The 13,050-nt window shown below is 59.3% G+C and carries 12 protein-coding genes; 10 read left to right on the forward strand and 2 right to left on the reverse strand.

Annotated elements, in window-relative coordinates:
- Window positions 1-120: 120 nt before the first annotated feature.
- Window positions 121-1,386 carry a glutamyl-tRNA reductase gene (gene hemA / locus OXI69_08065; protein ID MDE2666090.1) on the reverse strand — a complete coding sequence of 422 codons (1,266 nt, stop codon included), beginning with the start codon at window positions 1,384-1,386 and terminating at the stop codon, window positions 121-123.
- Window positions 1,383-2,183, reverse strand: coding sequence for a cytochrome c biogenesis protein CcsA (ccsA, locus tag OXI69_08070; protein MDE2666091.1), 801 nt, complete (start codon window positions 2,181-2,183; stop codon window positions 1,383-1,385). The genes hemA and ccsA overlap by 4 nt, the downstream gene beginning before the upstream one ends.
- A 167-nt stretch (window positions 2,184-2,350) precedes the next feature.
- Between ccsA and OXI69_08075 the strand changes: the two genes are divergently transcribed.
- From OXI69_08075 to OXI69_08120, 10 genes are all read left to right on the forward strand, one after another.
- On the forward strand, window positions 2,351-3,067 hold the full coding sequence (locus tag OXI69_08075; protein MDE2666092.1) for a site-2 protease family protein: 717 nt from the start codon (window positions 2,351-2,353) through the stop codon (window positions 3,065-3,067).
- A 24-nt stretch (window positions 3,068-3,091) separates the two neighbouring features.
- Window positions 3,092-4,093 carry a tryptophan--tRNA ligase gene (gene trpS / locus OXI69_08080; GenBank protein ID MDE2666093.1) on the forward strand — a complete coding sequence of 334 codons (1,002 nt, stop codon included), beginning with the start codon at window positions 3,092-3,094 and terminating at the stop codon, window positions 4,091-4,093.
- 9 nt (window positions 4,094-4,102) lie between these two features.
- Window positions 4,103-4,894 (forward strand): segregation/condensation protein A, encoded by a 792-nt coding sequence (locus tag OXI69_08085; protein MDE2666094.1) that lies wholly within the window; start codon window positions 4,103-4,105, stop codon window positions 4,892-4,894.
- A 255-nt stretch (window positions 4,895-5,149) separates the two neighbouring features.
- A complete protein-coding gene (scpB, locus tag OXI69_08090; protein MDE2666095.1) occupies window positions 5,150-5,833 on the forward strand; it encodes an SMC-Scp complex subunit ScpB in 684 nt (227 codons plus the stop codon).
- Window positions 5,834-5,838: 5 nt separating this feature from the next.
- Window positions 5,839-6,576 (forward strand): pseudouridine synthase, encoded by a 738-nt coding sequence (locus OXI69_08095; protein ID MDE2666096.1) that lies wholly within the window; start codon window positions 5,839-5,841, stop codon window positions 6,574-6,576.
- 136 nt (window positions 6,577-6,712) lie between these two features.
- A complete protein-coding gene (locus OXI69_08100; GenBank protein MDE2666097.1) occupies window positions 6,713-7,120 on the forward strand; it encodes a CoA-binding protein in 408 nt (135 codons plus the stop codon).
- Window positions 7,121-7,225: 105 nt separating this feature from the next.
- Window positions 7,226-8,560: a peptidoglycan DD-metalloendopeptidase family protein gene (locus OXI69_08105; protein MDE2666098.1), complete on the forward strand. Its 1,335-nt coding sequence runs from the start codon at window positions 7,226-7,228 to the stop codon at window positions 8,558-8,560.
- A 61-nt stretch (window positions 8,561-8,621) separates the two neighbouring features.
- Window positions 8,622-10,193: a radical SAM protein gene (locus OXI69_08110; GenBank protein ID MDE2666099.1), complete on the forward strand. Its 1,572-nt coding sequence runs from the start codon at window positions 8,622-8,624 to the stop codon at window positions 10,191-10,193.
- A 73-nt stretch (window positions 10,194-10,266) separates the two neighbouring features.
- Entirely contained in the window at window positions 10,267-12,168 is a 1,902-nt protein-coding gene (locus OXI69_08115; GenBank protein MDE2666100.1) for a pyrroloquinoline quinone-dependent dehydrogenase, read from the forward strand.
- Window positions 12,169-12,192: 24 nt separating this feature from the next.
- Entirely contained in the window at window positions 12,193-12,753 is a 561-nt protein-coding gene (locus OXI69_08120) for a cytochrome c3 family protein (protein ID MDE2666101.1), read from the forward strand.
- Window positions 12,754-13,050: the final 297 nt, after the last annotated feature.

A 13,050-nucleotide genomic window follows, 5' to 3' on the forward strand; every position in this document is an offset into this window, starting at 1 on the left:
AGAGAAAAGACGGGCCGGGTGTGATCCCTTGCCTGAAACGACCCTGTTGCGCCACAGTGAGCCGCGGCGTCACAAAGGAAGGGGGCGGCCAGTCGAAAAGATTACCCAATCTCCCGCGGGTCAAGGCTTAAGTCCCAGCATCTTCTTGATGGTGGCGATTTTCTGCTCTGCGGCGGGGTCCTGGCCCAACGACTTGATTTCCGAGATGGGGCCGTGCAGGATCTTGTTCAATATCCCTCGAGTCAGCTGCTCCAGGGCGGCCTCCTGCTGATCATTCAGGGCCCCCAGCTTCTTGCGGTTCCTGGCCAGTTCCTCTCTCCGGATGTCGTCCCAGTGCTTCCGCAGCGAGACGATGGCCGGAGCCACATCCAGTCCTCGGGTTTGCTTGATGTAGGACTGGACCTCCTCCTGGATGATGGCTTCCGCGAACTGAGCTTCCTTCCGACGCTGTTTGAGGTTGGCATCGACCACGTGCTGGAGGTCGTCGATGTCATAGAGAAAAATGTTGTCCAGGCGGTTTACCTCGGGGTCCACGTCGCGGGGCACTGCGATGTCGATGATGAAGACCGGCCGGTTCTTGCGCAACTGGATCAACCTCTGCCCGTCGGACCTGGTGAGGATGAACCCGGGAGAACCGGTGGAACAGATGAGAATGTCTGCCCGTTCGACATGGCGAAAGAGCTCTTCCGGAGGGATCGCCTCTCCATTCAGGCCACTGGCCATTTCCACGGCCCGCCGGTAGGTCCGGTTCCAGACCAGCAGTCGGGAGATTCCTTGAGAAATCAGGTGTTTGGCTGCCAGTTCACTCATCTTTCCGGCCCCCAGCAACAACACCGTGCGTCCTCCCAGGTGGTCGAATATTTTCCTGGCCAGTTCCACCGCGGCAAAGCTGACCGATACTGCGGCGCTGGAGATGGCGGTCTCCGAACGCACTCGTTTGGCCACAAAAAACGCTCGATGAATCAGGGGGCTCAAGGCATCCCCCACGGATCCGATACTGCGAGCCAGACTGAAGGCGGTCTTGAATTGACCCAGTATCTGGGGTTCTCCCAGCACCATCGAATCCAGACTGCTGGCGACGCGGAACACATGACGCACCACCTCGGAGTGGGTCAGATCGTACAGGTAGGGGTGCAGGGACTCTTCCGGCTGGCGGTGAAAATCGGAGATGAAGTTTCTGACCATCATGACGCCGTGTCGAGCATCCGCCGAGTGGGCCAGAACCTCCGTCCGATTGCAGGTCGACAGTATCAGACTCTCGGCGATGGCCGATTGGGCGGTGAGGCATTGCAAGGCCTCCCGCAGCCTGGAGTCCGGAAAGTGAAGCCTCTCGCGGACCTCGACCGGGGCTGTCTTGTGGCTAAGTCCTACCAGTAGCAGACTCATTGGATGAAAGGATGGGCGCTGCCCTGGGAGCGGGTGCCGAAAAAGGTTGCCAGGATGAGAATGAATCCCAGGATGGACATCCAGGCAGCGCGCCTGCCGCGCAGACCCTCCGAGAATCGATAGGCGATAAGCACGGCGTAGACGATCCAGGTGCTGAAGGAGGCGATGATTTTCTTGTCCAGCTCCCACGGCGCCTGCCAAAGGACGCCGGCTATCAGTCCCAGAGTCAACAGGGGAAAACCGATGCTGAGAGCCCGATACCCCAACTCGTCACAGACTTCAAGCGAGGGAAGGCGATAGTAGAATGCCTGGGGTCTACGTCGCTTCAACTCGTTTTCCTGGATGAGGTACATTAATCCGGAGGCAAAGGCCACGAAAAAGGCCGCGTAGGCAAAGAAGATGAATGGCACATGCAGGTAAAGCCAAAGGCTCCCCAGCATTTCGGGAAAGGGCTGGCTCGGCTCCGACGTCAGGTTGGCGGCCAGCGTCAAGATGAAGGCCAGCGGGAAAACGAAAACGCTCAATGAATCCAGCCGGTAGCGGGCGTAGGCCAGGAGGAATGCCAGCACGATCACCAGGGCGAAAAAGGAGAGCACGCCCTGCAATTCGTTGATCGGCGGGTGACGGGTCTCGAACCAGGCCACGGAAATCGCCAGCAGATGGCACAGGAATCCCGCGGAAATACTGGCCAATGCGACCCGAAACAGTGTCTTCTTGCGGGTAATGACGGTCAGGAATGAGTGGAGCAGGCCTACCGAGTAGAACGCGATGGTCAAGCGAAGCAGCAGCAGGCTCATAGGGATCTCTGGGACAAGCTTGGAAGCGGTTGCCGCTCGGGACGAATCGCCGCAACCCATTATACTATCGGCATTTCGATCCAACAAGGAGCCCCGATACCGGTCCCCGCCGCACTTCCGGACCGGCTAGAGTTTATTCGCGCACCTATGCTAAGCTGCGGCTGATCGTGGCACTCGGGCCGCCCTGGAGGGTCATCGGGTCGGGTGCCGTCTTCGCCATCGGAGCCTCCGTGATCGACACCGCGCAGTTGGTCCAGTTTCTTTTTTTCATGATCGTGTTTCTGTTTTCTCTCAGTGTGCACGAGGCGGCTCATGCCAAGACCGCAGAGTGGTTTGGAGATCCCACGGCGCGATACCTCGGACGGGTAACGTTGAATCCGATCGCGCATATCGACGTGGTTGGAACCCTGATTTTCCCCGCCATTGCTTTCTTTTCGGGGGGGCTGCTGTTTGGTTGGGCCAAGCCGGTTCCCTGGAATCCGCTTCACGTCAAGGATCGCCGCAAGGCGGATATCTGGATTTCCGCGGCCGGACCCATCAGCAACCTGCTGCTGCTGGCTGTTTTCCTCCTGGGCGTAAAGGGCCTCCAGAGCTATGAGATGGGCGGAGGGGTGATCGTTGGGACAGTGCTGGAGCCACTGTGGCGGATGTGTCTGCTGGGAGCCTTCCTCAATACCGCCCTGGCCGTGTTCAACATGATTCCCATTCCACCCTTGGACGGAAGTTGGATTCTGCCCCACTTCCTGCCGAGTGGTTTGGCCGATGCCTACCACCAGATTCGCCCCTATGGATTTCTTATTCTGTTCGTGTGTCTTTATCTCGGCGTCCTGGGTGGAGTGCTGAGACCCTTCATGCAAATCGTCCACTGGATCATCGCCGCCTGACAGTTGCCGGGCGACCCTATTCACATGGTTCCCTCAGAGTCAAACAAACCTCGAATTTCCAGTGGAATGCGTCCCACCGGCAAGCTCCATCTCGGGCACGTGGTAGGTGCCCTGAAGAATTGGGTGGAACTGCAGGAGAGTTACCGGAGTTTCCACTTCATTGCCGACTGGCACGCGCTGACCTCCGATTTCGCCGATACTTCGGAAATCGACCACTTTCGCACTGAGATCATGATCGACTGGCTGGCAGCCGGTCTTGACCCGCAGAAGTCGGTGCTCTTCGTGCAGTCGGCAGTTCCCGAGCACGCCGAGCTGCACCTGCTTTTCTCCATGATCACGCCGCTGGGATGGCTGGAAAGGGTTCCGACCTACAAGGAACAGCGAGACAACGTACCCGACAAGGACCTGGGCAACTACGGCTTCCTGGGGTATCCGGTGCTGCAAGCCGCGGATATCCTGATGTACAGGGCCGACGCCGTGCCGGTGGGCGAGGATCAGGTGCCGCACGTGGAGCTCACTCGGGAGATTGGCCGGCGTTTCAACTCCCTCTACGGTCGGGTCTTCCCGGAACCTCAGGCTCTGTTGACTCCCGTCCCCAGGCTTCCCGGACTGGATGGGCGCAAGATGAGCAAGAGTTACGGCAACGATATCTCCCTTTCCGACTCCCCCGAGACCATTCACGCCAAGGTCAGGACAATGATGACCGATCCGGCCCGAAAGCGCCGCCACGATCCGGGAAATCCTGAACTCTGTCCGGTTTTTTCCTACCACAAGATCTATTCGTCCCGGGAGACACAGGCGACGGTCGATAGAGAATGCCGGACGGCCGGGATCGGTTGCGTCGACTGCAAGAAGTGGATGAGCGACGGCTTGATCCGTGAGTTGTCCCCCCTGCTGGAACGCCGGCGGGACTACGCGGGCCGTCGTCAAGAGATCGGTGAAATCATTCAGGACGGGAATCGACGGGCCGCCCAGGAGGCCGGCGAGACGATGCAGGCCGTTCGACAGGCCATGAAGATGACCTGACAACCACCCATGGACGATCCTTACAGGATTCAGTTGCCGGCCTACGAGGGCCCTCTGGATCTGTTGCTGGAGCTGATTCGCAAGCAGCAGATCGACATCTACGACATCCCCATCGCCAAGATTACACGGCAGTACCTGGACACGATCCGGGCCATGCAGGAACTCGACATCAAGCTTGCCGGCGAGTTCCTGTTGATGGCGGCAACCCTCATCCACATCAAGTCCAGGATGCTCCTGCCCGCCGATCCGCTTGAGCCGGAGGGCATGCAGGACGACCCCCGGGCCGAGCTGGTGCATCGGCTTCTGGAGCACGAGAAGTTCAAGAACGCCGCTCAAATGCTCCACCAGAAGGAACAAGTGGAGCGGGCCAGCTGGACCCTGCCGGGAGTGTGGGATTTTCGGGAGACATCGGTGGAACCCGAGCAGAAAGCCAGCTCCTTCGACCTGATTATCTCTCTGCACAGGATTCAGGAGCGGCACAGGGCCGTCCGAGCCATGGAAATCGAGCAGGAAGAGGTGACCATCGGGAAGGTTCTCCATGACTTGAAGACCATTTTCGAGGATTCCGGGGGCGAGGTCTCCGTCGACCGGCTGTTTGCCCTCTATCGGAGCCGAAAGGCGCTGGTGGTGGTGTTTGTCGCCCTCTTGGAGATGTCCTATCTGCAGGCCATTGTGCTGGTTCAAAAGCAGCGTTTCGGCGATATCGTGGCCAGGCGCAAGGACAAATTTACCGAGGTGATGGGTGACCTTGAACTATGGACAGGCCGGATAGAACTGGCGGTGGCCGGCAGACCCTCCTGAAATCGGATTGATTGGTGGAGAGTGAAGAGTGAAGAGCTACTTGATCGACACGCAAAGCATCTTGTCGGTCTCGGCGAAGTCCTTCGCGAAGTGCAACCAAGTCATCGGGCACTGGCTTGCATTTGCGACTGACCACTGGCCACCGGCTACTCTCCACTCTCCACTATTCACCTATCCGTGCCGCTGTCCCGGACGACGGGGCGTCTCATGAGGGGCGAAACAGGGGACTGTTCCAGGCAAGCTTCGGAGTGCGGGATGAATGAAGAAGAGCTGAGACCGATCGTGGAGGCGCTCGTCTACCTGGCGGAGGAACCCGTCACCGTGGCTTCCATGGTCGAATTGTTGGGAAAGGAAAACGAAGCTTCCATTCGCCAAGCGCTTTCTCACCTTCGTCGCCGCTACGCCTCGCCCGAGCACGGAATCGAGATCAAGGAGATCGCCGACGGCTACAGGATGGCCACCAAGCCCGAGCATCACGCCTGGGTTCAGAAGTTTTTGAAACACCAGGCCCCAGTGATCAGGCTCTCGCTGCCTGCCTTGGAAACCCTGGCGGTGATCGCCTACAAGCAGCCGGTCACTCTCCCGGAAATCCAGGAAATTCGGGGAGTCAACGCCACGGCCGTTATGAAGACTCTGGTCGAAAAGAAACTGGTAACCGCCGGCGGGCGCAAGAACGTTGTGGGCAGGCCCATTCTTTACAAGACCACTCGAGACTTTTTGCTTCAATTCGGGCTCAAGAACCTGGGGGAACTCCCCAGCCTGGACGAATATGAGGAACTGGCGCAGGCATCCCTGGAGGGAATGGCGGTCACGAGTGGAGCCGAATCGGAAACGGGAGCGGAAGGCGCCTCCAACCGGCGGGAGACCGCCATCGCCTCCTCGAGCGCCGGCGAACAGTCGGGCGACGGTCGGGTGGTTCCCGGGAAGCAGACGCCTTGAGAGCCATGGTGACGGACCGGCTGCAGAAAGTCATTGCCCACGCCGGCGTTTGTTCCCGGCGCCGGGCCGAAGTCTTGATTCAGGAGGGGAGGGTTTCCGTAAACGGCAAGCCGGTCACCCGGCCAGGCGCCAAAGTGGATACCTCCCGTGACCATGTTCGAGTCGACGGGAACCGTATTCGTCCGGACGGGCGGCGAACCTATCTGCTGCTAAACAAGCCGCGAGGATATTTGTGCACCCTTTCGGACCCGGCCGGCAGGCCACTGGTGGGCCAGCTGATTCGGGGGTGCCCACCGGGAGTGAACTCGGTCGGCCGTCTGGATTTCAACACTGAAGGTCTACTGCTCTTGACCAATGACGGCGAATTTGCCAACCGGATCGCCTCAGCCGGATCTCATTGTCCCAAGACCTATGTGGCCAAAGTGAGAGGGACTCCCAGTCGGGCCATTCTGGCGAGGGTCTCGAAAGGACTCTCCCTGGACGGAAGAAAGCTGGCGCCTTGCAAAATCGCCATGGCGAAGCAGGGCGACAACTGTTGGCTGAGAATTACGTTGATCGAGGGCAGAAACAACCAGATCCGTAAAATGTTTGACCGTGTCGGACACTCTGTGATCAAGTTACGACGCATCCAGATCGGGTATTTGAAGGACGCCCGGCTGAAACCGGGGGAGTACCGCCACTTGAGCCGCCAGGAAGTGATGCGCTTTCTGGATGCGAAGTCGGATACACGCAAGGAAGCGTGAGAATCGCGGGCTCGGGTTGGAACCGGAGAGACGGAATCGATCCGTATTCTCACCCCTGGCCCGCGGGGGCGCAGGCACTGGTGTCCCGCACTGCCAACCCGGTGAGAAATATGGGCTTGTCCCACGGGGTGGACCCATGAACGACCCTACGGAAATCAAGCGCCTGCTCGAGTGTTCCAGGACCATTGCCGTGGTCGGACTCTCCGCCAATCCAAGCCGGCCCAGCAATGCGGTGGCTCGCTACATGCAGACGCAGGGCTACCGAATCGTTCCCGTGAATCCCAACCACCAAGCGGTCCTGGGGGAGTTCTGCTACCCCAGCCTGCTCGACATCCCTGCTTCCACTTCCATCGATCTGGTCAATGTTTTCCGTCGTCCGGATGCCATTCCCCTAGTGGTGGAGCAGACCATGCAGATCGGTGTCGGAGCCATATGGATGCAGGAGGGTGTCGTCGACGGACAGGCGGCCCGGAAGGCCGAGCATGCCGGATTGACGGTGATCATGGATCGGTGCCTGCTCAAGGAACACAGCCAGTACATCTAGCCTTCCTTTTGCTTGAATGCGTCGGGACGATCTGTTAGCTTAAATTGCTTTCCGGGCGTTTCAAGAAAACTGAATCGGGTCCGAATTTTCCCCTTGGGTGGCGCCATGGCGCAGCAACGACCTCACGGTCTCGCTTCCAGGTTGAACGAACGGCTCGAGTCCGTTGTCATGGTCAGCGCAATCTTGGGACTGTCGCTGGCGTGGCTGTGGCTGCTGCCCGATGATCCCTCGGCAGCACCCATCCAGCCTTTAAACCACCAGACCCCTCCTGCCACCGAGCACCCGCCACCGCCACCTCAACTGAGTGTGATTGAGGGGAAAGTCGCGAGAAACGCCACCTTCGGCCAACTGATGGGTGCCCACGGTTTTTCCCCTGAGACCGTTTACCGGCTGACGCGCACGAGCCGGCCGGTCTACAACCTGGCCAGACTCAGGGCAGGGAATCGATTCGAGTTGGAACGGCTGGCTGACGGCAGGCTGAACGCATTCCGCTACCAGGTGGACTCCGACAAGTATCTGCAGTTGGATCGCACCGGCGACGGCTTTCGGGCTCAATTGATTCCCATCGAGTACGAAAAGCGCGAACTGCCGGTGGCAGGAACCATTGAGTCTTCCTTGTTCGGCACGCTTTCCGACCTGCAGGAAAAGGATCAGTTGGCTCTGGACATGGCCGAGATCTTTTCCTGGGACATTGACTTCAACACCGAGATCCAAAGAGGGGACCATTTTCGCCTGATGGTCGAAAAGCTCTATCTGGAAGATCGAATGGTCCGATATGGAAACATCCTGGCCGCGGAGTTTCATAACGCCGGGAAACTCTATACCGGATACCGCTTCGAAGATCCTGAGGGTGAGGTCGGTTATTTCGACGATCGCGGGCGATCGCTCAAGCGGGACTTTCTAAGATCTCCGGTGAAGTTTTCCCGCATCAGCTCGCGCTTTTCCTACAGGAGGCTTCATCCCATCCTGCGAAAGCGACGGCCGCACCTGGGAGTCGACTACGCGGCGCCTACAGGGACTCGGGTTGTGGCGGCCGGCAACGGCCGAGTACGGTTCCGCGGATGGAAGGGCGGTTACGGCAACCTGATTGAAATCAGGCACGGCAACGGGTTCACGACCTACTACGCCCACTTGTCCCGCTTTGCCCGAGGATTGCGGAGGGGTTCGAAAGTCATCCAGGGCCAGGTAATTGGCTACGTCGGGTCGACCGGACTCTCCACCGGTCCCCACCTCGACTACCGAGTGCGGCGAAACGGTGTCTTTGTAAATCCGCTCACTCTCAAGATGAAGCCGTCCAAACCGCTGAAGCCCGAATACCGGAGTGCGTTTCGGCAAGTCAAGCTGCAGTGGCAGCAACAGTTGGCCGCGATCGCTCCTCCCGCGGAACAGACCCGACAAGCCAGTTCGGCCCACGGCTTCGAGGCAGATTTCATCTACTAGATGGTTGTGACCTGAACGTCCCGGATGCTGCTGACCAGCAGTGATTCCCCAGGAGGTAGCGGTGAACATTCTGCTTTTTTCGATGCCGGACTCGTTTGAGCACATGCCCACCGTGGCCATTCGCATGCCTAACGGAGCCCTGACGTCGCTTGCAGGCAACGTCGATTCACATCATCGCGTGTCTGTCGCCGATCTGATTCTGGTGCAATCTCAGGTTCGCCAAACCGTGATTCGCCTGGTTCAGGAGTGTCAGCCGGATGTGGTCGGGCTATCGGTGATGACCTTCCAGCGCCATACTGCCCAAAAGATCATCAGCCTGGTGCGCCGGCTCAAGCCCGATGCCCATATCGTGGTGGGCGGCTACGACCCCAGCCTGGATCGGGTTGCCTACACCCGTCCTGTGCCCGGGAGGCCTGATTTTATCGTTCGCGGGGAAGGAGAGAAGACCTTTCGGGAGCTGCTGCAAGCCCTGGAAAACGGCAAGGATTACTCTGCCATCGCCGGTTTGTCGTATCGGCAGGGAGACCGATTTCACCATAATCCGGAGCGCCCGGCAAGCTCACTGACGGGCGAGGAGGTCAAGCTTCCGCGCAGGGATTCCAGGGTTCTGCAGGGCTACACGTTGCTGGGGAGGCCGGTTGACGTTGTGGAGACCTCACGCGGTTGCACCTATGATTGCAGCTTTTGCTCAATCATCGAAATGCGGGGACGAAACTTCCACACCTACCATATCGAGCGGGTCATCGAGGATATTCGTGATGCCTACCAGCGGGGGGCCCGGGCCGTCTTCCTGGTGGACGACAACATCACGCTGAACGTGCACCGCTTTGAAGCCTTTTGCCAGGCAATCATCGACGCGGAGCTGAACGACGTCGACTACATTCTTCAAGGCATGACCTCGGCTCTGGCCAACCACGGGGAACGTCTGGCCCCGCTCATGCGCCGGGCCGGATTCCGCTATGTGTTCCTGGGAATTGAAAATATCCTGGAAGAAGATCTGAAATTCCTGCGGGCCAGCTCCAAGAACCAGGAGCGCCAGAATGGACGCTCTGTAGGCAATGCCTCCATTCGGGCGATCGAGTATCTCCATCAGAACGGGATCTACGTGGTCGGCGGACTTATCGTCGGGAATCCGGACGATACCCGGGAATCCATCCTGACCAACCTGGAGTTCGCCAAAAAGTATATCGACTGGCCCTATATTCAACACCCCACACCCTATCCGGGCACTCCCATGACCCTGGATTTCCGCGCCCGCAATCTGATCATCAACGAAGCGCTGGAGGAATATGACGGCACCACCGCCGTGGTGAAGGCGGAGCACCTTTCGGCTCAGGAAATCGAGTTTCTGCGATGGCAGGCCGAGCGCTGGATCAAGACACGGCATTTCCCTACGGCGCTGTGGCACAGTCCCGGATTCGTGTTTCGGCACGGGCACAAGATGCTGACCCATACCTTCAGGGGCAGCAGTTGGAAATCTGCGTTGGGGTTGGAATCGTCTCGTCAAGTCTATGAGCGCTACCAGGCCATCCGCAAATCCGAACGGAACTACCTGCCACTTGAGGTTCCTTCCCGGGATGCCGCGGACATTCCGCGAGACACCTCTTCCCGGCCGGTCCGAAAAACCGCATAGGTCCCCCATTATCTCTATCTTCTCCGATTCCAGCCGCCAATCCGTTGATTCTCAAGCTCCTGGTTCCTGCGTCATGAAGCGTCCCTCGAGATATCTGCGCCTCATTCCGTGGCTGCGATGGGGCTTGCCGGTGTTGCTGCTCAGCCTGCCGGCAGTCACCGTGAAAATCCTTCCTCAGGAATGGCCCCACTACGGGGGGGATCTGGCCGCACGGAAATATTCGGCTCTGGACCAGATCAACCGGGACAACGTCGCGAAACTGAAGGTCGCGTGGACCTACCATACCGGTGATGTCAGCGATGGATCGAAGTATCCGGTGCGGTCTGCTTTCGAATGCACACCCCTGGAGGTGGACGGAGTCCTTTACCTGACCACCCCCTTTGGCCGCGCGGTCGCCCTGGACTCGGCGACCGGTAAGGAGCTCTGGGCCTTCGACCCCAATCTCGACAAGCATCGGCCCTACAACCTGTTCATCAATCGCGGCCCGGCCTATTGGCGCCGGGGCAAGCAGAAACGGCTCTATTGGGGAACACTGGACGGGCGGCTGTTCGGCTTGAATGCCCGCACCGGACGGCCGGTTGCGAGTTTCGGCAGCGGCGGTGTCCTGAACCTTAGAGCTGGCATGGCCGACCGCTTTCCCAAGCGTATCTACGGGGTGAGTTCACCTCCATTGATTTTTGAGAACCTGGTAATTGTGGGCTCGGTGGTGTCGGACGGCCTGCCCGAGGGACCCGATGGAGATGTCCGCGCCTTCGATGCCGATACGGGGCGACTGGTCTGGCGGTTCAACACGGTACCCGGTCCCGGAGAGTTGGGGAACGACACCTGGGAAGGAGAATCCTGGAAGGGCCGGGGAGGGACCAACGTCTGGGCTCCCATGAGTTGCGATGCCGAACGAGGCATCCTCTATCTCCCGGTGAGCTCTCCTTCCCCGGACCGATACGGAGGCGGGCGCAAGGGGAAGAACTGGTTCGGGGATTGCCTGGTCGCCCTGGACATTCGCACCGGGCGGCGTCTGTGGCACTACCAGATCACTCATCATGATCTTTGGGACTGGGACCTGCCGGCGCAACCCAATCTGGTTGACGTGCGCCGCCAGGGAACCATCGTGCCTGCGGTGGCCCAAATCACCAAGATGGGTTACGTCTTCCTGTTCGATCGGGTGACGGGAAAACCCCTGTTCCCGATTGAGGAGCGGCCCGTTCCCCCCAGTCCGGTTCCCGGAGAGGAAGCCTGGCCGACCCAGCCGGTGCCGCTCAAGCCTCCGGCCATTGCCCGTCAAGGAATGACAGCCGACGAGATCAATCGGCTGGACCCCGAAACGGAGGCCGAGTGCCGGACAATTCTAAAGAATGCAAACCTGGGCAAGATGTATCAACCGCCAGGCCTGGAGTACACGGTGCTGTTCCCGGGCACCAACGGCGGACCCAATTGGGGCGGGGCATCCTACGATCCCACCTTGAACTTGTTGTTCGTCAACTCCATGGACGTGGGCCAGGTGGTGAAGATGGTGGAAGGGCGGGCAGGGAGTCGACTGCCCTATATGGCCCGGGGAATTCGGCAGGGACGTTTCTGGGATTCCAGGCGGCTGCCCTGTCAGGTTCCCCCCTGGGGAACCCTGACGGCTATCGACCTGAACCGTGGAAGCCTGCGCTGGCAGGTGCCGCTCGGCCTGGTGGAAGAACTGGCAGCTCGCGGGATCACCGAAACAGGCTCACCCAACCTGGGCGGCTCCATCGTAACAGCCGGCGGCCTGGTGTTTATTGCGGCCACCAATGACCGCCGCATTCGAGCCTTCCACTCTGAAACGGGCCGCCAGCTTTGGGTGACCCGGCTGGATTTCAGCGGGCACGCAACCCCCATGACCTTCTGGTCGAAGCGTTTGAAGAAGCAACTGGTGGTCATCGCCGCCGGTGGCGGCAACAAGTACAACGACAGTTACGGCGATGCCCTGGTAGCCTTCGCCTTGCCTTGAACTATCGTCGGACCGGTCGCCCCCATGCCCAAAATCCCGGAGGGTCTGCTACATTGGGGTGCCAGAACGTCGATTCAGACGATCTGCCTGGCCTTGCTGGCGGCGATCCCCTGGATCTCCGGTGCTTACCAAGTTTCGTCGCAGAGTCGGAACGATACGCAGCCGCTCTCGCAACCGCTCCCCTTCAGCCATCGCAGCCATAGTCAACTGGGGTTGAATTGCTCCACCTGCCATAGCATGGAGGGTAGAGGCGGCAGCGCAGGCTTTCCTCCCGTAGCTCTTTGCCTGTCCTGTCACCGTGGAGGCAAGGGAGAAATCACGCCTGTTGGAGTCTCGTTGGAGGGCTACGAGCAAAGGGGCGAAACCATTCCCTGGGTCCGGGTCTACAAGATCCCCGATTTCGTGTTCTTCAGCCACAAGGAGCACCTGGACTCAGGAGCCACCTGCACGACCTGCCACGGTGCGGTGGAGCTGCGGGACAGGCTCAAGCAAGAGGTCCCGACTTCAATGGAGCATTGCATGGATTGCCACAAGTCTCGGGGAGCCTCCCTGGAATGCCATTTCTGCCACGAGTTGAACCAGTGACGACCGCGGTAGATAACCCGCGAGTGACCGGTGATCCATAATCTGTATTGATAGTTGGCATAAACAAAACTGATTTTGACCATCGGAGCGGTAACTCTACAATGAGCTCACTTCTTCGATACAGAGCCGTATCGAGGGGGATAGATCGCCCACCGCCGACGGGAGTGGCCCGGTGGTGGTGATTTGGACAGAGACGTCCATTGGATCCGAGCGGGGACTCGTGCCGATGGACGTCTTTTTTTATTTGGGGCCTCTATAGGGTTCCGCAAGAAGGGACTAATGGGACCGGAAAGGAAT

This window comes from Acidobacteriota bacterium (genome assembly GCA_028875575.1).
Taxonomy (GTDB): Bacteria; Acidobacteriota; Terriglobia; order Versatilivoradales; family Versatilivoraceae; genus Versatilivorator.